Annotated in this window: 17 protein-coding genes and 1 pseudogene; 4 read left to right on the forward strand and 14 right to left on the reverse strand. The window is 61.0% G+C overall.

Annotated features, from left to right (window positions below):
* Positions 1–9 precede the first annotated feature (9 nt).
* The gene (gene groL / locus AWB70_RS11170) at positions 10–1,650 is read left to right on the forward strand and encodes a chaperonin GroEL (RefSeq protein ID WP_053570237.1); all 1,641 of its coding nucleotides are present in this window, start codon (positions 10–12) and stop codon (positions 1,648–1,650) included.
* A gap of 158 nt (positions 1,651–1,808) precedes the next feature.
* On the opposite strand, the gene AWB70_RS11175 is transcribed toward groL, so the two are convergent.
* The 5 genes from AWB70_RS11175 to AWB70_RS11195 all read right to left on the reverse strand — a co-directional run bounded on the left by AWB70_RS11175 (position 1,809) and on the right by AWB70_RS11195 (position 6,944).
* The gene (locus AWB70_RS11175) at positions 1,809–2,552 is read right to left on the reverse strand and encodes an ABC transporter ATP-binding protein (protein WP_053570236.1); all 744 of its coding nucleotides are present in this window, start codon (positions 2,550–2,552) and stop codon (positions 1,809–1,811) included.
* Positions 2,549–3,307, reverse strand: a complete 759-nt coding sequence (locus AWB70_RS11180; RefSeq protein ID WP_053570235.1) for a GntR family transcriptional regulator — start codon at positions 3,305–3,307, stop codon at positions 2,549–2,551. Before AWB70_RS11180 ends, AWB70_RS11175 begins: the two co-directional genes overlap by 4 nt.
* 691 nt (positions 3,308–3,998) lie before the next feature.
* A complete protein-coding gene (locus AWB70_RS11185) occupies positions 3,999–4,739 on the reverse strand; it encodes an SDR family NAD(P)-dependent oxidoreductase (protein ID WP_053570233.1) in 741 nt (246 codons plus the stop codon).
* A 281-nt stretch (positions 4,740–5,020) separates the two neighbouring features.
* Positions 5,021–5,701 (reverse strand): redoxin domain-containing protein, encoded by a 681-nt coding sequence (locus AWB70_RS11190; protein WP_053570232.1) that lies wholly within the window; start codon positions 5,699–5,701, stop codon positions 5,021–5,023.
* Positions 5,702–5,801: 100 nt separating this feature from the next.
* Entirely contained in the window at positions 5,802–6,944 is a 1,143-nt protein-coding gene (locus AWB70_RS11195) for an alkene reductase (RefSeq protein ID WP_053570231.1), read from the reverse strand.
* Positions 6,945–7,262: 318 nt separating this feature from the next.
* Here AWB70_RS11195 and AWB70_RS11200 point away from each other — a divergent pair, with 318 nt between their 5' ends.
* Positions 7,263–8,177: a LysR family transcriptional regulator gene (locus tag AWB70_RS11200; RefSeq protein WP_053570230.1), complete on the forward strand. Its 915-nt coding sequence runs from the start codon at positions 7,263–7,265 to the stop codon at positions 8,175–8,177.
* 112 nt (positions 8,178–8,289) lie between these two features.
* Positions 8,290–8,454, forward strand: coding sequence for a hypothetical protein (locus AWB70_RS38715; protein WP_159680223.1), 165 nt, complete (start codon positions 8,290–8,292; stop codon positions 8,452–8,454).
* A gap of 102 nt (positions 8,455–8,556) precedes the next feature.
* On the opposite strand, the gene pyk is transcribed toward AWB70_RS38715, so the two are convergent.
* The 6 genes from pyk to AWB70_RS11230 all read right to left on the reverse strand — a co-directional run bounded on the left by pyk (position 8,557) and on the right by AWB70_RS11230 (position 15,552).
* Positions 8,557–9,975 (reverse strand): pyruvate kinase, encoded by a 1,419-nt coding sequence (gene pyk / locus AWB70_RS11205; RefSeq protein ID WP_053570229.1) that lies wholly within the window; start codon positions 9,973–9,975, stop codon positions 8,557–8,559.
* Between the two features lie 2 nt (positions 9,976–9,977).
* Positions 9,978–11,306: a glycerate kinase type-2 family protein gene (locus tag AWB70_RS11210; RefSeq protein WP_053570228.1), complete on the reverse strand. Its 1,329-nt coding sequence runs from the start codon at positions 11,304–11,306 to the stop codon at positions 9,978–9,980.
* 216 nt (positions 11,307–11,522) lie between these two features.
* A complete protein-coding gene (locus tag AWB70_RS11215; protein WP_053570227.1) occupies positions 11,523–12,611 on the reverse strand; it encodes a tartrate dehydrogenase in 1,089 nt (362 codons plus the stop codon).
* A gap of 89 nt (positions 12,612–12,700) precedes the next feature.
* Positions 12,701–13,309, reverse strand: a complete 609-nt coding sequence (gene ttdB / locus AWB70_RS11220) for a L(+)-tartrate dehydratase subunit beta (RefSeq protein WP_053570226.1) — start codon at positions 13,307–13,309, stop codon at positions 12,701–12,703.
* Positions 13,306–14,205 carry a L(+)-tartrate dehydratase subunit alpha gene (gene ttdA / locus AWB70_RS11225; protein ID WP_053570225.1) on the reverse strand — a complete coding sequence of 300 codons (900 nt, stop codon included), beginning with the start codon at positions 14,203–14,205 and terminating at the stop codon, positions 13,306–13,308. The genes ttdB and ttdA overlap by 4 nt, the downstream gene beginning before the upstream one ends.
* Positions 14,206–14,250: 45 nt before the next feature.
* The gene (locus AWB70_RS11230; RefSeq protein ID WP_053570224.1) at positions 14,251–15,552 is read right to left on the reverse strand and encodes an MFS transporter; all 1,302 of its coding nucleotides are present in this window, start codon (positions 15,550–15,552) and stop codon (positions 14,251–14,253) included.
* Positions 15,553–15,720: 168 nt separating this feature from the next.
* On the opposite strand from AWB70_RS11230, the gene AWB70_RS11235 reads away from it, so the two are divergent.
* Positions 15,721–16,638, forward strand: a complete 918-nt coding sequence (locus AWB70_RS11235) for a LysR family transcriptional regulator (RefSeq protein WP_053570223.1) — start codon at positions 15,721–15,723, stop codon at positions 16,636–16,638.
* A gap of 122 nt (positions 16,639–16,760) precedes the next feature.
* On the opposite strand, the gene AWB70_RS11240 is transcribed toward AWB70_RS11235, so the two are convergent.
* The 3 genes and pseudogenes from AWB70_RS11240 to AWB70_RS11245 form a co-directional block, all read right to left on the reverse strand.
* Positions 16,761–17,540, reverse strand: a complete 780-nt coding sequence (locus AWB70_RS11240) for an LLM class flavin-dependent oxidoreductase (RefSeq protein ID WP_087086258.1) — start codon at positions 17,538–17,540, stop codon at positions 16,761–16,763.
* Positions 17,446–18,078: pseudogene (locus AWB70_RS39705) on the reverse strand (LLM class flavin-dependent oxidoreductase); the annotation flags it as partial. The pseudogene AWB70_RS39705 and the gene AWB70_RS11240, both read right to left, overlap by 95 nt.
* A complete protein-coding gene (locus AWB70_RS11245; protein WP_053570222.1) occupies positions 18,075–19,442 on the reverse strand; it encodes an LLM class flavin-dependent oxidoreductase in 1,368 nt (455 codons plus the stop codon). The pseudogene AWB70_RS39705 and the gene AWB70_RS11245, both read right to left, overlap by 4 nt.
* Positions 19,443–19,673: the final 231 nt, after the last annotated feature.

Here is a 19,673-nt window from a genome sequence, read left to right on the forward strand (position 1 = left end):
CGCATGAAAATGGCAGCAAAGGATATCGTTTTCTCGGACAACGCCCGCACGAAGCTCATCGAGGGCGTCAATATTCTCGCCAATGCAGTCAAGGTCACGCTCGGTCCGAAGGGCCGCAATGTCGTGCTTGAACGCAGCTTCGGCGCGCCCGTCGTCACCAAGGACGGCGTGTCCGTCGCCAAGGAAGTGGAGCTCGCGGACAAGCTGCAGAATATCGGCGCGCAACTCGTCAAGGAAGTCGCCTCGAAGACCAGCGACCTCGCCGGCGACGGCACGACCACCGCCACCGTTCTGGCGCAGGCGATCGTCCGCGAGGGCAACAAGTACGTCGCGGCCGGATTGAATCCGCTCGACCTGAAGCGCGGCATCGACCGCGCGGTGAGCGCCGCCGTCGAGGAACTGAAGAAGATCAGCAAGCCGACCACGACCAGCAAGGAGATTGCCCAGGTCGCGACCATTTCCGCCAACGGCGAAGAGTCTATCGGACAGCGTATTGCGGAAGCCATCGATCGCGTCGGCAAGGAAGGGGTGATCACGGTGGAAGACGGCAAGTCGCTCGCCGACGAACTCGACGTGGTCGAAGGCCTGCAGTTCGACCGGGGATATCTCTCGCCGTACTTCATCAACAATCAGGATCGCCAGGTCGCCGCGCTCGACGAGCCCTATATCCTGCTGCACGACAAGAAGGTATCGAACATCCGCGATCTGCTGCCGGTGCTCGAACAGGTGGCGAAAGCCGGGCGGCCGCTGCTCATCATCGCGGAGGACGTCGAGGGCGAGGCACTCGCCACGCTCGTCGTCAACAACATTCGCGGCATCCTCAAGACCGTGGCTGTCAAGGCGCCGGGCTTTGGCGACCGCCGCAAGGCGCTGCTCGAAGACATCGCCATTCTCACGGGCGGCCAAGTCATCTCCGAAGAGACCGGACTCACGCTCGAGAAGGCGACGCTCGCCGAACTGGGTCAGGCCAAGCGCGTGGAAGTGGGCAAGGAGAACACCACCGTCATCGACGGCGCAGGCGATTCGAAGAACATCGAGGCGCGCGTGAAGCAGATTCGCGCCCAGATCGAAGAAGCTACCTCCGACTACGACCGCGAGAAGCTCCAGGAGCGGGTCGCCAAGCTCGCCGGCGGCGTCGCCGTGATCAAGGTGGGCGGTGCGACCGAGATCGAGGTGAAGGAAAAGAAGGACCGCGTGGACGACGCGCTGCATGCGACGCGCGCGGCGGTCGAGGAAGGCATCGTGCCGGGCGGCGGTGTCGCGCTGATCCGCGTAAAGCAGGCGATCGCCGGTGTCAGGGGCGCGACGCCGGATCAGGACGCGGGCGTCAAGATCGTGCTGCGCGCACTCGAAGAGCCGCTGCGTCAGATCGTGTCGAACGCAGGTGAAGAGGCGAGCGTGGTCGTCGCGAAGGTGTCGGAGGGCAGCGGCAACTTCGGCTATAACGCGGCGACGGGCGAGTACGGCGATCTGGTCGAGTCGGGCGTGCTCGATCCGACCAAGGTCACGCGCACGGCGCTGCAGAATGCGGCGTCGGTGGCGGGCCTGCTGCTCACGACCGATGCCACGGTACACGAAGCGCCGAAGGATGCGGCAGCGGCCGCCGCGCCGGCCGGGGCGGGCGCGGGCGGCCCAGGATTCGACTTCTGATCCACACGCTCATCGAGCGTCGAGCCTGAAAACCCCCACGCTGGCGCGCGACGTGGGGGTTTTTGCATGCTGACCACGAGCAGCGCGCGCTGCGCCACGAGCGACGGCAGGGAACGAGTTTCAACGGTGGACATCGATCGATAGGAACCAGGTTGATTTCAGAGCAGCAGGCGCAGCCGGCGCACGGCTTCGGCCACATCGCGATCGGTGGCGTCGCGCGGACGCGGCAGATCGATGCGCACGATGTCGCGCACGCGCCCGGGACGCGGCGCCAGTACCACAACACGATCGGCCAATACGACAGCTTCCTCGACGTCGTGGGTGACGAACAGCACCGTCGTATTGCGCAGCGCGCGGATGCGCAGCAACTCGCCATGCATCTGCGAGCGCGTCTGCGGATCGAGCTTCGAGAACGGTTCGTCCATCAGCAGGATGCGCGGCTCGCCCACCAGGCTGCGCGCCAGCGCGACGCGGCTGCGCATGCCGCCGGACAACTGGTGCGGATGGCTTTCCGCGAACCCGTCCAGCCCCACGATCTCCAGTGCGGCCAGCGCGCGCGTCCGCCGTTCTTTGGCGGACAATGCCGGGCGCGCGGCTTCGAGACCGAACTCCGCGTTCGCACGCACCGAACGCCACGGCAAAAGCCGGTCTTCCTGGAACATGTAGGCGAGCGCGCGACGGTCTTCCTGCCGCGTGGCGCGCGCATCGCCGAGCCAGAGCTCACCGGCGTCCGGATCGATCAGCCCCGCAACAATGTTGAGCAGCGTGCTCTTGCCGCAACCCGAGGTGCCGAGCAATGCGACCGTCTCGCCATCGGCGACCTCGAACGCGATGTCGTCTAGCACCGCCAGATCGCCGAAGCGCTTGCTGACGCCTCTTACCGATATGGCTCCGCTCGTCATCGGCGCGGCTCCAGGGTCGTGAACACAGGCAACGACGCGCCCGCGCTCGACAGGCTCGCGTAGACCTTCTCCATCGTCATGTCGCGGAACGTCTCGATATGCCGCCGTGCGATGGTTTCGGCGCGGCGACCGTCGTTGGCGTCGAATGCGTCGATCATCGCGTTGTGATCGTGCTTGATTTCGGGCTTGGTCTTCTGCACACCGAAGCCCAGCGCGACCAGCCGCGACATCTCATCCACCAGATTCGCCAGCATGCGATGCAGTCTTTCATTGCCGCTTGCCTTCGCAATGGCCAGATGAAACTCGCGGTTAGCGTCCATGAACACGTCGATCTGGTCATTGAGCGCGCGCTCGGGATACGGCACGCGGCACGCCGCCTCCAGCCGCCGCAGCAAGGCGGTATCGACCCGGCCGCAGGCAAGGCGGGCCGCCAGCGGTTCGAGCTGCACCCGCAATGCGAACACCTCTTCGACGTCGCGCAAGGTGACGGCGGCGATCCGATAGCCCTGCCGGGGCATCGCGCGCACATAGCCCTCATGAGCGAGACGCACGAGCGCAATGCGGCAACTGCTCTTGCCGAATCCGTACTGCTCCATCAGCTGATGCTCGGTGAGCACCGATCCCGGCATGAAGCGGCAGGTCAGCACATCGTGCCGGATGCGCTCGTAGGCGTCTTCGCCGCGCGGCGTCGGATTCGGTGAATGCGCTTCGTTTGAATCGTGCGGCGCAAGTAAAAGGTCTTGTGAGCTGCTCACGACACTCTCTTGAATGACTCAAGAGAACATCCTAAAACGGTCTCGTTTGCCTGATAACGAAGAAAATCGCAGATTGATGTGAGTAGATACGATAGCGTGAGCCGCTCAGGCAAAACGTCGAGCGATGTGCACGCGTGAAGGTTTTGCGCAGGAACGAGTCGAGCGAGTGGCGGACCGGCTCTGCCGAATGCCGACGCACACGAAGATCTGGGCGGGTTTCTGGCTCGCGCAGAACGCGGATGATGCTCGGATGTTGAAAGTTTTCAGCGACGCATTTTCCCGTATTGAAACCCCTGCGCAGCGAAAGCTGCTAGGCGGATCCAACGGTCGGACTCGAGCTAACCGCGGTCGAGTTCTCGAAGAGTCGATGACGACGGCCCACATTTGAAGACGAACATGAAATACTGCCTGATTCGGGCGGCCGTTCTTAATTTGCATGGACGATCTGGTTGATGCGTCGTACTCCGTTAGCGTCGCTATCGACCCATTTCGGCCAGTCCGCGACTGCGAGATAAACGGCCGTCCTCAAAATCTCAACGGCCGTTGGTTACTTCAATAAAGATGCAAATGGCGATGTGTCAGTCAACGATGGTGCGTTGCGCCAAAGTGATCCGACATCTGCGTGCGTGATTACCCGATACGTAACAAGCACGGCAAGTTCACTGCGCGACGAGAGTCAGTTGACTCTCACCTAAGCATTCGTTCCGCCATCGACCGTTAGATTCGCTCCCGTGATATACGCCGCCTCGTCACTAGCAACAAAAGCAACGATCGCTGCAATTTCGTCGACGTGCCCGTACCGCTTAAGGGCAGTCATCTCTAACTGCGGGGTCGCCCAATCACCCCCTGCTGGGTTGAGATCCGTGTCAATCGGACCGGGTTGAATATTGTTGACGGTGATAGCGCGTTCGCCCACCTCGCGGGACAGGCCTTGCGTGAACATGCGTATGGCAGCCTTCGTCGCAGAATACGAGACAAGGCCCGGCGTCATCATTCGCTCTCCCACGCACGAGCCGATATTTATGATGCGCCCCCCTGTCCTCAGGTGCTTAAGAGCTGCTTGTGTTGCTAGGAACACGCCTCGGATATTCAGGTTGATCACGTGGTCCAATTCCTCCAGCGTCGTCTCTTCAAACCGTTTCGGAATGGCTGTCCCTGCATTGTTGACGAGGATGTCAAGGCCGCCATACGCGGTAATCGTCTGCTGTACCGCACTATTGATTGCCTCTGCACGTGCGGCATCGGCTTGGATTGCAATCGCTTCTCCTCCGGCGGCTTCAATTGCTTTCACCACGGTTGCCGCGGCTTCACTGCCTTTAGAGAAAGTGATCACCACGCGTGCGCCATCCGCGGCCAATCTTCTGGCAATGGCAGCACCGATGCCCCGGGACCCGCCTGTCACGATCGCAACCTTATTACCTAGCTTAGCCATAAGAACTCCATTTCCTCGTTTAGTGGAAAGATCCACCTCGCCGCCGCAGACGAAGCAACGCAACAAGCGGCGACGAAGTGGTGAAACACGTTGCTTTCAAGGGACTGTCAATAAGGCAGGACCTCCGGAATTTCCGGGACAATGCCCAGCATGGTGAAGGAATCGCTTGCATCTCCGCACGTCCATACGACGAGGCGATTCGCGCGGCAACTGGCAGTAGTCTCCGAAAGCGGATGCGAAGACGGATGCTGATTTAGTGCTGGCGCATTTACCGCTCGCCACTAGTGCTCGAAATCGTTGGCTTTCGTCACGACCGTCAAGGCTCGAAGACCTCCACGCGGGCGATCTCGATCGCGAACTTCGCGTCTCACTCGAAGCGCGTCAAGCCCCTTCAGCAAGGACTCGCTATCCAATCCGTTTCGGTAGTCGAAGTCGACATGGGCAAACACGACCACGCCGTCCTCGTCAAGAATGTAGGTCGCTGGGACCGGGACGAGAAACACGCCCGACTTGCGTATCCTAGGCGGTACATAGCCCAGATCGATATAGCGACTACGCAGTTCCTCCGGAAGATCAAAGGTTAAGCCGAACGCTCGCGCAAGGCATAGGTCGGTGTCGACGAGTTTGGGAATCGGTAACCGGTCAGCGCGATCGTCCGATCCGCCGGGCGGAGCAACGGCGAGCGCCGTTGCTCCCGCGGCAGCGATACGCTCATGCACGGCCGAGAATCGCACGAGGTTTTCTTCACCGAATGCACACCACGAACCACGCTGGAAATAGAGCACGACCGGACCCGCGCGCAGCAGTTGATCCAGCGCGACGCGGCGGCCGAGCGTGTCATGCAAGGCAAACGTCGGCGCCCGGGATCCCGCATGCAGCGCGTTCGTTGCTGCAGCCGCCTTCGAGACCATCGTGATTTCCGCCGCGGCATCCGTGTCCACTACCACTTGTGCTTGACTCATGATCGATGTCTCCATCGAAGCCGGCCGGGCATCGCAATGGCCTGCGCACGGCCGGCTTTCTTGCTGTCACGCTGCATCCCGCGAACGCCCGAACTAGCCGTTACACCGCCTCGGCACTTTCTTCGTCCTGGACAGTGCGGCTTGCTGCCTGCTGCACCTCATACATTGGAAAGTCCGAGTAGTTCTCTTCGTTACCTCCCCAGAACGCCGCGCGGACATAAGGCGTGAGCGGCAGATCACGCGCCAGGCGAGCGGGAAGATCCGGGTTCGACGAGAAGTGACGTCCGAATGCAACCAAGTCGGCCACGCCCGACTCGACGACCGCGATCGCACTTTCGCGATCGAACCCGCCCGCCGCGATGATCGGACCCGAGAAGTGTGGACGCAGATACGCCGCCGCCACGACAGGATGGCCATGATGCAATGTATCGTCCCCCTTGATACGCGGCTCGATGACGTGAAGATAGGCAATCCCGTACGAGTCGAGCACCTTGGCGACATGGCTGAACGTCGCCTCAGGGTCGCTGTCGGATACGCCGCCCCATTCGCCCGACGGCGAGATCCGCACCCCGACGCGATCCGCGCCGAACACGGAAATCAGCGCTTCGAGTGCCTCGCGCATGAAACGCACACGGTTCTCGACCGGGCCACCGTATTCATCGGTACGCCGGTTCGTGCCGTCCTGGATAAACTGGTCGACGAGATAGCCGTTGGCCCCGTGCAATTCGACACCGTCGAAGCCGGCCTTCTTCGCGCGTTCCGCAGCCTGACGGAAATCTTCGACAATCCCCGCAATCTCGTGGGTTTCCAGCGCACGGTGCGGCGACACCGGAACGAACCCGTCCGTGGTGAGCGCAACGCCTTCGAATGGCACCACCGAGGGCGCGACGGGCGAGCCGCCGTCGTTGACTTCGACGTGGCTCTGACGTCCACCGTGGATCAGTTGCAGGAACGCGCGACCACCCTTCGCGTGCACCGCGTCGGCGATCGCCTTCCAGCCCGCGTCCTGACCGTCGTGGAAGATGCTCGCCGCGCCTAGATACGAGCGCGCCTGCCGTGAAATGCTCGCCGCTTCGATGATGACGAGGCCCCCTTCCGAAGCACGCTGAGCATAGAAGCTCGCCATCATCGGGCTGGGAATATCATCGGGCTGAATGGTGCGCAGACGGGTCATAGGCGCAAGGACGACACGATGAGCGAGGTCATAGGTGCCGACTTTGCTGGAACTAAACAGCCTGGTCATGATGTTTCCTTTGAGAGTATGGTTGCGCACCCCAGGGACGGGTGCGTCACGCGATGCGTTGAGATCAAATGTAGAGAACCGGCGGGGCCGGATATAGCCCTCTATCAGGATGAGGTCTATTCCAGATCGGGATAAATCGGCGACGCGAATGGCTGTGCGTTGCGGGCTGCCACCGCCACGCGGGCATGAGGCCTCCACATCGAATGCGTCTTGCCAGGTGAGGTACGCTATCGGCACGGCAGACGCCGCACCTTGCTGGTGCTTCGAACCCTGCGCACGCGGCGCCTCATCCATTCTGCGCAGCTCAGGAGAATTCCGATGGACCGCCTTGCCGCATTCGAGATTTATATCCGCGTCGTCGATACAGGCTCGTTCTCCGCAGCCGCGCGCCATTTCGACATCGGGCAGCCGGCCGTGTCGAAGGCCGTGGCGCAACTGGAGGAATGGCTCGGCGTCAAATTGCTACTGCGCTCGACCCGCGCGTTGACGCCAACCGAGGCGGGGCAAAATTTCTACATACGTGCGAGGCGTGCCGTCGAGGAATCGGGCGCGGCCGTGCTTGCCGCACGGGGCACGGCTGCGGGATTGACAGGAAAGCTTCGCGTGTCCGCCGCAGTCTGCTTTGCAAGGCTGCATATCGTTCCAAAGTTGCCAGGCTTTCTGAGCAAGCATCCCGACCTGGAAGTCGAACTGCTCCTTGACGACCGCAATATCGATCTTGTCGAAGAAGGCGTCGATCTGGCATTGCGAATGGGTGACCTGCGCGATTCAAACATGACCGCCCGACGCATCGGCGAGGCTCGCCGGCGCGTACTCGCGACACCCGCGTACTTTGATCGCTGCGGCATTCCGACGAAGCCTGCAGATCTGCTCGAGCATCACGCGGTGGTCTACACGCGCGACATTAACAGCGGCGAGGACTGGACATTCCGCAGGGACTCCGTCGAGCAGTCCATCAGACTACAGAGTCGCGTGAAGATATCCGCGACCGAGGGATTGCGCGCCGCCGTCTTCTCGGACATCGGCCTTGCCGTCGCGTCCGAATGGGCGTTTTCTCCCGAACTAAAATCGGGAGCGGTCGTCGCTGTCATGGATGACTGGAAGCTGCCGGGTATAGCTCTCTCCGCGCTGTATCCGACGGGGCGTATGGCGAGCGGTAAAGCGCGTCAGTTCGCTGCTTTCGTTGAAGAATGTCTGTCGGCCGAATTTGCGCCGACGCTCCTTTCTGCGTGAAAGATCCAGGGTAGTCGACAGGCGGCGATAACAACAGCCGCGCACCTTCTTGCGTAGCGAACCACTTGAGATTCGAACTCGAATGGCTGGTTAAGGCGAGTAGGCGGCCGACTTGCGCCTGCACTACGAGCGTCGCCTCCTGGCCGAGCCCGGCCTGACGGTGAATTCTGACGCCTCGGCCTTTGCCGACGTTCGGCGTTCAGCCGTAGTAGAAATGCAGCGCGCCGCACTGCTGACATTCGCGATCTCGGACAAGCCCACTTTTGCCAGCCATTGAGACGGCTGTCGATACTTCTGTGAACGCGCCAATCCGATGGGCATGATCAACATGGACGTAGCAATATTGTCCTCAAATCCCTCCGCGAGATCATTCCGTGCCCTACTGAATTTGCGCAATGCGCAGAAGATTAGTGGTACCAGGCGTGCCGAACGGCATGCCCGCAGAAATGACGACGGTTTGACCTGATTCGCCAAATCCTTCGGCACGAACCGTCTCGCATGCCAGCTCACTTACTTCAGCCGCATCGACCAGTTCCTTACACAAGACGGAATGGACGCCCCAGGCCAGCGCGAGACGGCGGGCCGTTCCCATCTGCGGTGTCATGCCGACGATCGGCGCGCAGGGCCGTTCGCGTGCCATGCAGAGGGCTGAGTAACCGGAACTGGTGTAGGCAACGGTGGCGACTGCGTCGAGCAGGCCCGTTACGTGCCGCATCGCATACCCGATGGCATCCGACGGCGTCGCGCGCGGCTCGGCATGAGACGCCGCCATCACCTCGCGGTAGTAAGGATCATGCTCGGTCTGTGAGATGATCAGATCCATCATCCGCACGGCTTCGACGGGATATTTCCCACTTGCCGACTCGGCCGATAGCATTACCGCATCCGCGCCGTCGTACACGGCGGTGGCGACGTCGGACGCCTCCGCTCGAGTCGGTACGGGCGCGGTGACCATCGACTCAAGCATTTGAGTCGCAACGATCACCGGTTTGCCGGCCTTTCGACAGGCGCGCACGATACGTTTCTGAATCGCTGGCACTTGTTCCGCAGGCATTTCGACGCCGAGGTCGCCGCGCGCAACCATTACGGCGTCCGCCTCGTCGACGATCGCATCAAGGCTGCCGATTGCCGCCGGTTTTTCCAGCTTGGCCACGATGCCAACTCGGTCGCCGACGATCTTCCTGACCGCCTGGATATCTTCGACCCGCTGTACGAAAGACAATGCGAGCCAGTCGATGCCGAGGGTAAGACCGAACTCGAGATCGCGACGATCCTTTTCAGTCATTGCGGAGAGAGGCAAGACCACATCAGGAACGTTGACGCCCTTGCGCTCCGATAGCGGCCCACCAACGATCACAGTAGTTTCTGCAAAGTCGGGTCCGCACCGTTCGACTCGCAACTGAACCCGGCCATCGTCCAGCAAGAGGTTAGTCTGCTCTTTCAGCGCAGCGAAAATCTCAGGGTGGGGAAGCGCGACGCGCGTCGCGTCGCCCGGCGTTGCATTGTCGAGATCCAGCCGAAACGACGCGCCCTTCGCAAGGGATATCGGACCGCTCGCGAACGTGCCAATCCGGAGCTTCGGCCCTTGGAGATCAAGAAGCACACCGATCGGCCGGCGCAGGTCCTTCTCGATCGACCGGATGACTTCGAGTCGACGTTGGTGATCTTCATGAGACCCATGGCTGAAGTTCAGCCGGAAAACATCCGCACCCGCCTTAAACAGGGCTTCGATGGTGTCTCGGCTGGTGCTAGCCGGTCCCAATGTTGCAACAATCTTCGCGTTGCGAGTTCGGCGCATCGTTATAGACTCCTTGAAAGGTCGCCACGCTGAGCGGCGATGTAGATGGCACGAAAATCGTTCACGTTGGTCAGCGTCGGGCCGGTCGTGACCGAGTCCCCCAGTGCCTGGAAAAAGCCGTGCGCGTCGTTGTTCTGCAGGCTATCGGTCGGGCGCATACCGCGCTCCCTTGCGCGCTGCAGCGTGTTGGGCCGGAGAATGGCGCCTGCGATTTCTTCCACCCCATCGACCCCGTCCGTATCGCCCGCGAGCGCGTAGATGCCCGCCTCGCCGTTCAGTGCAACGCCAAGCGAAAGAAGGAACTCGACGTTACGCCCGCCACGGCCATCGCCTCGAATGGTTACGGTCGTTTCCCCGCCCGACAGCAATATGCACGGCGCCTGAAATGGCTGGCCGCGCCGAGTGACTTGCATGGCGATTGCCGCCATGACAGAGCCTACGTCGCGAGCTTCACCTTCGATTGCGTCGCTGAGGATGTGTACGTCGATACCCGCGTCGCGCGATTTGAGCGCAGCCGCTTCAAGCGCCAGTTGCGGTGTGGCGATCAAATGTGTTTCTATCTGAGCCAGGCGCGGGTCGCCAGGCTTCACGCTCTCGGATAGACCCTCTTCGAGAAGCGCAATTGCTACAGAAGACGCACATATCTCGTAACGGCGCAGGATGGCCAATGCATCTGCGCACGTTGTCGTATCGGGAACCGTCGGGCCCGACGCGATATCCGCGGCGGCATCTGCGGGAACGTCCGAGATAATGAGGTTGACGACACGCGCCGGATAGCAGGCAGCCGCAAGACGGCCGCCCTTGACGCGCGACAGGTGCCTGCGCACACAATTCATCTCGGATATCGTGGCCCCACTGTCGAGCAGCGCCTGATTCATTTCCTGCTTGTCCTGCAGCGTGAGTCCCTCCGCGGGGAGAGGAAGTAACGAAGAGCCACCCCCCGAGATAAGGCAGATGACGAGGTCATCCGCGGTAAGCCCCGAGACGAGCCGCATCATGCGCTCGGCGGCTTCCAGACCTCGGGCATCGGGCACGGGATGCGCGGCCTCGACGATCTTAATTCGCTCGCACGCGACTGCGTAACCGTAGCGTGTGACGACGAGACCTTCGAGAGGAGCGGTCCAGTGGTCTTCCACGGCTTTTGCCATGGCAGCCGAGGCTTTTCCTGCGCCGATCACAATCGTGCGTCCACGCGGAGGCTGTGGAAGAAAGTGAGGAACTCGCAGAGCCGGCTGTGCTGTCGTAATCGCGGCATCGAACATGTCTTTCAGTAGACGGTCCACGTCCACGCCATTGATCTCGGCCAGACCTTTGGATTGGGAGGGTTTCATTACTGCTCTCACAGGTTGGCCGTTGGCCGAGATTGAAGCGAAATGCGCCACGGTCCGTCGACACGCATTACGCACTCTCGATCGCTTGGAGAAAGTCAGGACGAGTCGCACACGTCCCGGATACGTTGCCGGGCCAATGGTTCGTGTTGATTGGGTGCGCGAGTTCCGTACGCGCCCGCCTTCATCCGGCGAGCGCGGAACTCAAACCGCCTTTCCTTAAGCAGCTTGGCTGGCGGCTGCCTTTTGGAGTTGCGCGCAGACCGCTTCGGTGACTTGCGCCGTCGTTGCGCTACCGCCAAGGTCTCGCGTATGGAGCGATTTATCAGCAGTCACCTTTTCGACTGCCTGCATCACACGCGTGGCAGCATCGAATTCGCCGAGGTGTTCGAGCAGCATCACGACCGACCAGAACGTGCCGACCGGATTGGCGAGGCCTTTGCCCATGATGTCGAATGCGGACCCGTGAATCGGTTCGAACATCGACGGATAGCGGTGCTCGGGATCGATGTTGCCGGTCGGGGCGATGCCGAGACTACCCGCAAGCGCGGCAGCCAGGTCACTCAGAATATCCGCGTGCAGGTTGGTTGCGACAATCGTGTCGAGCGTCTCAGGGCGGTTGACCATGCGCGCGGTCGACGCGTCGACGAGTTCCTTGTCCCATTTGACGTCAGGGAACTCCTTCGAGATTTCCAGCGCGATCTCATCCCACATAACCATTGCGTGGCGTTGCGCGTTGCTCTTCGTAATAACGGTAAGCAGCTTGCGCGGACGCGATTGCGCCAACTTGAATGCGAAGCGCATGATGCGTTCAACACCGGCGCGAGTGAGGATCGACACGTCCGTTGCGGCCTCGATCGGATGACCTTGGTGCACGCGGCCGCCGACGCCCGAGTATTCGCCTTCCGAGTTCTCGCGGACGATTACCCAGTTCAAATCTTCCGGCTTACAGCGCTTGAGCGGTGCATCGATGCCCGGGAGGATGCGCGTCGGGCGCACGTTCGCGTACTGATCCAGACCTTGGCAGATCTTCAGACGAAGACCCCAGAGCGTGATGTGATCGGGAATATCCGGGTCGCCTGCCGAGCCGAACAAAATGGCGTCCTTGTCACGGATCGCATCAAGACCGTCCTCGGGCATCATTACGCCGTGCTTGCGGTAATAGTCGCCGCCCCAATCGAAATTTTCAAACTCGAAGGCAAACGACTTGTCGGACTTGGCAAGCGCTTCGAGTACTTGCTGGCCAGCGGGAACAACTTCTTTGCCAATGCCGTCACCGGGGATGGTTGCGATGCGATACGTTTTCATGTCTGTCTCCGTCCTTCATGAGTTGGGTGTATGCAGTGCCCTCGTTCAAGCGAACCAGGAAAAATGTCCATGGCCGCCTAAGCCTGGCACTACTTGATGAATCTGAGTTGGGCGCTGATCTTTTCGAGAATCGGCTTTTTCTTTTCGTTGAACGCGGCCTTGTTTTTCGCCATGAGATTGTTGCCCTTGGTGTCGATGGAGATAATAAGGGGGCCGAACTCTTTAACCCGATTGATCCACAACGTTTCGGGCATGCCGAGATCCTGCCATTCCGCGCCCTCGATCTCCTCAACGAGCGTCGCAGCCAGCACCGCGCATCCGCCCGGGAAAATGGCATGTACGGCTTTGTGCTCTTCGCAGCCGGCCGCCGTCTCGGGGCCCATGCCGCCCTTTCCCACAATCAGCTTCACGCCAGTCTGCTCGATGAACTCGCGTTCGAACTTCTCCATGCGCATGCTGGTCGTCGGGCCGATCGAAACCATTTCGAAGCTGCCGTCTTCTTTCTTTCGAACGATCGGGCCAGCATGAAAGATTGCACCGCCTGCGAGATCCACGGGAAGATGTCTGCCTTGTTCGATGAGTCTTCGATGCGCCACGTCACGACAGGTCACAAGACGACCAGTCAAATAAACGACGTCGCCGACATTGAGGTCTTCGAGGTCTTCGCTCTTGATGGGGGTGGTCAGGACTTTTTTCACAGAACCACTCCTTCATGCGACAGGATTTCATAGGTCGAGTCGGCATTGATGCGAATCTTGCCGCGCCGATGCGCCCAGCACCCCGTATTGATCGCAACGCCGATGGTCGACGGATGACGTGCCGACGATTCGATGTTCACGCCCATCACGCTGTTGTTACCCGTCAGCCCCTGCGGCCCGATTCCAATCTCGTTGAGCCCTTCCTCAAGCAGCTCCTCCATCAGCGCCGCCCGCGGATTTGCACTTTTAGAGTTGACCGGCCGCAGGATTGCCAGCTTGGAAAGACGCGCTGCGGTTTCCACCGACGTCGAAACACCGATGCCAACCAACAGCGGCGGGCACGCGTTGACGCCGCGTTCGGTGATGACGTCCATCACGAACTCCGCCACACCTTCGTAGCCCTGCCCCGGCATCAATACTTTTGCCGCTCCCGGCAGAGTGCAGCCGCCACCGGCCATATACACGTCGATCGTGCAGCTATCGCTTTCCGGAACAATGCGCCAATCAAGCCATGGAATTTGCGTGCCGGTATTCGTGCCTGTGTTTTTCTCTTCGAACGTCTCGACTGCGTTGTGGCGCAGCGGTCCCATCTCCGTCGCGCCTGAAGTGGCTTCGCGCAGAATCTCTTCCAACTCCCCCAGCAACGGAAAGTTGGCTCCGGCCTCCACAAAGTACTGGATGACTCCAGTATCCTGACAACTCGGACGGTCCAATTTATCGGCGGCTTTCTGATTGCCGTCCATTGAATCGTAGATTGATTTCGCGAGCGGGTTCGTTTCCAGAGTGCGCAGTTCGGCCAGCTTCGCCTTAACGTCCGTCGGTAGACGTTTTCCGATATAAGCGGTGAATTTGGCCATGGTGTCCGTCACGGACTGAACGGCTGCTTCCTTGTCCATCTTGAATTCCTCTAACAACTAGTGATCGGGGACGCGCTTTAGTTTTCAGTGCGCCGCGGCATTGCCGGGCGTGACAGGCGCTTTCTGAGTACGGGCGAGCAGCAGCGTAAGGACCGCGGAGAGTACGAGCAGGCATGCAACGAAATAGAGTCCTCCTGCATAACTACCAGTCTGATCCTTGACCCAACCGATCATCGCCGGTCCAGCGAAGCCGCCCAGATTCCCGATCGAATTGATCGTCGCGATACCGGTGGCGGCTGCAGCGCCTGACAGAAACATCGTCGGCATGGTCCAGAGCGGCGGCTTGGCGCAGCTAATGCCGATATTGACGAGCGTCAGGGCAGCAATCAGTCCTACGACGCTATTGGCGACCGCCGCAATAGCCAGGCCGACGGCAGCCGCCACACACGCCAGCGCAACGTGCCATGTGCGCTCGCCGGTGCGGTCAGAGTGGCGTGACCAGAAGATCATGGCAACGACCGAGACCACTGGGGGGATGGCGTTGAGTACGCCAACGGTCATGGAGGAGACGCCGAGCTGCTTGATGATCTGCGGAGCCCAGATGCCGAGCGTATAGAGCCCTGCAGAAGTCCCGAAGTAGATGAGCGACAAGGCCAATACGCGGGGATTAGCAAGGCCGCTGATGATGCCGTGCTTGGCGGTAGTGGATCTTTTGGAAGCTTCGTCGTTCATGACGTTGACGAGCCAAGTGCGTTCGTCGTCCTTCAGCCATTTCGCCTTTTCGGGTTTGTCGGTCATATAGAAGAACACGACAACACCCAGAATGAGCGCCGGAATTGCTTCCAGAATGAACATCCACTGCCAGCCGTGCAGACCCATGACGCCATTCATTTCGAGCAAGGCGGCAGAGAGCGGCGATCCCAAAGCGGTGGAGAGCGGTGCAGCGGCCATGAAGAAAGCGACCACACCCGCACGGTGCCGCGCCGGGAACCAGTAACTGAGGTACAAGATGATTCCCGGGAAGAAGCCCGCCTCAGCGGCGCCCAGCAGGAATCGGATGATGTAAAAACTCGTCGGCCCTTTAACGAAGGCCATCGCGGCGGAAATGATGCCCCAGGTGACCATGACCCGAGCGATCCACATCCGCGCGCCGACCTTGTGCAAGATGATGTTGGAAGGCACCTCAAACAGGAAATATCCCCAGAAGAAGATGCCGGCACCAAAGCCGAGGATCGAGGCAGTGAAGCCCAGATCGGTTCGCATGGTAAGCGACGCAAAGCCGATATTGACGCGGTCAATGTAGGCGACGAAGTACAGCAGCATGATGAACGGCACGATGCGCCATGTGATCTTGCGCAGGGTTCGTTTTTCCAGATCCATTTCCATGGATGTCTCCTGTTCCGATTAACTGTGTCGCCGTCTTGCGCGGCTCTGATTGCCTACCTCCGAGGACGGAGTGGCTGTTTGGCAGTTGCCAGAACAAAGACTAAAACCAATGACGACACGTATGAATCGAGCTAGACTTAAAACATCATTGCAAAAAACTCACGAATCATGGACTCGGACCTCGGTTTCTTCTGCCTGCTGGTCAAGCGAGGGAGTCTGGTGGCAACGGCGCAAGAGTTGAATCTGACTCCACCAGCAGTGTCGCGGCGCCTGTCAGCGCTGGAAGACCGATTGGGGGTCCGTCTGCTTAACCGGACCACTAGACGTATTAATCTGACCAATGAAGGTGAAGTCTATTTCGCCCATGCGCAGCGCATCCTGAGCGACATCGACGACATGGAGCGTCTGGTTTCGAGCAGCCGTGCGGCCCCCAAGGGGCTGTTGCGCGTGAATGCGCCTCTGGGCTTTGGCAGGTCTTATATCGGACCCGCGATTTCAGCTTTTAGTCACGACTTCCCCGAGGTGGAAGTACAGTTGCATCTCACGGACCGGCCCGTCAGCTTGCCCGACGAAAGCATCGACGTCTCGGTACGATTCGGGGAAATGCCGGATTCGCGGCTCATTGCGAAAAGGATCGCGCTTAATCGCCGCCTTTTGGTCGCTTCGCCCAGTTACTTGCGTGCCGCCGGCGAACCAATCTACCCGCATGACCTGACGCAGCATCAATGCATCGTGTTGCGGCAAAATGAAGCGGCCTACGGCAACTGGCGTCTAAGTCGTAGTGGGCGCACCGAGACCATCAAAGTACACGGCAAGTTGAGCACTAACGACGGAGAAGTTGCGCTTAATTGGGCGCTCGAGGGGCAGGGAATCCTCATGCGTGCCGAATGGGATATCGCGAAGTATCTTCGCAGCGGACGGCTGGCGCAGGTTTTAGCGGACTACCAAACTCCGACTGCGGATATCTACGCTGTCTATCCAGAGCGGCTGAACCTGTCAGCGAAAGTCGCTTGCTTCGTTGAGCATCTACGCAACTATCTGGGCCAACACGCCGACGGTCCTTCGCCAACCGGCTCGCCCTGGTAGCGAGGGGAAATTCTTCCAAGCATGAGATGGTAGCGTATGGTCAGCCTGCAAACTCCATAGACATGACCGAGGCCTTTTTGTGCTTCTGATTCACGTCATGCGTGCTGGCGTGCGGGGCGGGATCAGCCCGCCCGCACGCGTTCGCGCAAGGTCGCGTGTTCGTATGTATCGGGGCGCACGCCGCGCCGCTTCAATTCCGGCACGACGAGATCCACGAACTCGTCCATGCACGCAGGCAACGCATGCGTGATGCAGATGAAACCGTCGCCGCCGCCTTCGTTCAGCAGCCGCTGCAACTGATCGGCCACTTCGGCGGGATTGCCGACGACATGCGGACCTTGCCCCGCCGCGAAATGCCGCGCAATCTCGCCTAATGGCATATCCGGCGCGAAATCTTCGGTAATCGCCGCGAGATGCCCGCGTATGCCGCTCGTCTCGCCGATGTCGGGAAACGGCGCGTCTTCGTCGAAGCGGGAAAGATCGGTGTTGAGAAACGCCGAGAGCATCGTGAGCCCCGCCTCGACCGTCACGTTGTCGCGGATGGCGCGCTGCTTCTGCAGCGCTTCCTCGCGGGTATGGCCGACGATCGGCACGATGCCCCACAAAATGCGCACGTCGTCCGCGCAGCGTCCTGCCCGCAGCGCTTCCCCCTTTACCTTGTCGACGAACTCGCGCATGCCCGGTGCGGAATGCCTGAGTCCGAATACGAGGTCCGCGTGACGCCCGGCAAACGCCGCACCCGCGCTCGACGACCCGGCCTGCGCGATCAGCGGCCTTCCCTGCGGCGAGCGCGGCACGGTGAAGCGGCCCTCGCTTGAAAAGAAATCGCCTCTTAAGTCGATCTTCGCGCCTTTTCGACGGATCGGCGAACACGCCCGATACGCGGTCCGCGACGATCGCATCCGGCTGCCAGCTATCCCACAGCGTGTGGCATAGCCGCAGGTATTCGTCGGCGCGGCGGTAGCGCGTGTCGTGCTCGTCCAGCGTCTGCCCGAACTGGCGCGCTTCCGGTTCGCCCGCCGTCGTGACCAAATTCCACCCGACGCGTCCCTCTGTCAGATGATCGAGCGTCGCGAACTGACGTGCCACCCAGTATGGCGGCAGGAACGCGGTACTCAATGTCGTGACGAGACCGACGCGCTGCGTGACGCGCGCCATGATGGAAATGAGCGGCAAGTGATCGTGACGCGGACACTGCACGGCCCAGCGCAGCGTATCGTCGCTGTCGCCGCGATAGGTCTCGTAGATCGAATACGAATCCGACAAAAAGATCGTGTCGATGCCGCCGCGCTCCGCCGTGCGCGCGACATGCTCCCAGTACGGCGCGCGATCGTAACGGAAGCCCTGGAACGAGCGCGGCAGCCGCCATTGCCCGACCGTATGCGGCGACGCCGAGTGCGATAAAAAGAAAGCCAGCAGCACGATAGGCCTCCCCGTCATACCGCGCGATATCGCGCACCGGGATGCGTGGCGCGCAAGTGCGGACCGCTACCCGCGAAGAGCTTTTCGCGCAGCGTTCCCGGCGCATAGCCACTGCGATAGCGCCCGCGGTTCTGCAACTCGGGCACCACGAGGTCGACGAACGCATGCAGACTTTCGGGCATCACGGTGCGCCGCAGATTGAAGCCGTCCACGCCGGTCGCGTCCGCCCAGTCGATCAGTTGCCTGGCCACTTCTCCTGGATCGCCCACGATAAACGGCCCGCGCCCGCCGATGTGATCGAAGCGTGTCATGTCGCGTGGCGAGATGGGACGGCCCGCCCGTTTGGTCAGATTCTCGACGGTCGATTGCAGCGCGTTGCTCTTCACATAGCGAAGCGGCTCGTCCAGATCGAGTGTCGCGAAATCGATGCCGGTCCATCCCGACACCAGCGTGAGCTGCCCGAGCGTATCGACATACTCCGCATATTCGGCGTGCAGTTCGCGCGCTTCGGCGGACGTGCGCGCCACCACCACCGTCGCGCCCAGATACAGCAGTAGATCCTCGGCGGCGCGGCCCGCGTCCACCGCATGCGAGCGAATATCCCGCGCTGCCTGCGCGACGATGGCCGGCGTCTGCCCTTCGAGAAACACGCACTCCGCATGTGCGCCCGCGAACGCCTTGCCCCGTCCCGACGCACCCGCCTGATACAGCACCGGCGTGCGCTGCGGCGACGGCTCGACCAGATTGAAGCCGTCCACGCGGTAATACGGGCCGTCGTGCAGCACGCGGCGGATCTTCGACGGATCGGTATAGGGCTTGCCCGCGCGCTTGTCCCGCACCACCGCCCCCTCCGTCCAGCTTCCTTCCCACAGCTTGTAGGCCGCTTCGAGAAAATCCTCGCCCGCTGCGTAGCGTTCGTCGTGTTCGCGCGCGCGATAGAGGCCCATGCCGCGCGCCGCGCTTTCGAGGTAGCCCGTGACCACGTTCCAGCCGGCGCGTCCGCTCGTCAGGTGATCGAGCGTCGAAAAGCGCCGCGTGAACTGATACGGATGCTCGTAGGTCAGGTTCACCGTCACGCCGAAACCCAGATGCTTCGTCGCGTGCGCCATCGCGGGCACGGTCAGCATCGGATCGTGCGATGGCGATTGCGCCGCCGCGAAGAGCGCGGCATCCACACCGCCGCCGTAGACATCATAGATGCCGAACACATCGGCGAGAAACACGCCGTCGAACAGGCCACGCTCGGCGGTCTGCGCGAGTTCAATCCAGTAATCGAGCGTGTTGTGCGCCAGGGACCGGTCGCGCGGATGACGCCAGAAGCCCGCCCACGAGTGCGCGGGCGCGTTCATGTGGAAGGCGTTGAAACGAAGTTGTCTATTCATAGGGGTGCGCGAAACACAGAGGACGCGCGTGATGCGCCCGCGATTGAGCGATTGAGCGATTGAGCGATTGAGCGATTGAGCGATTGAGCGATTGAGCGCCTCACAGCTTAGGAGACCGCCCGCGCGCGGAAAACCAAGTTTGTCTGCTAAGGAATGCGACCGGACCGTGCATTGCTGATAGCAGCGCCGCTGGAAAACTTTGCAGCATCGCGCTCGAAAGCATCGGCGAAT

The sequence above is a fragment of the Caballeronia cordobensis genome (assembly GCF_001544575.2).
Taxonomy (GTDB): Bacteria; Pseudomonadota; Gammaproteobacteria; order Burkholderiales; family Burkholderiaceae; genus Caballeronia; species Caballeronia cordobensis.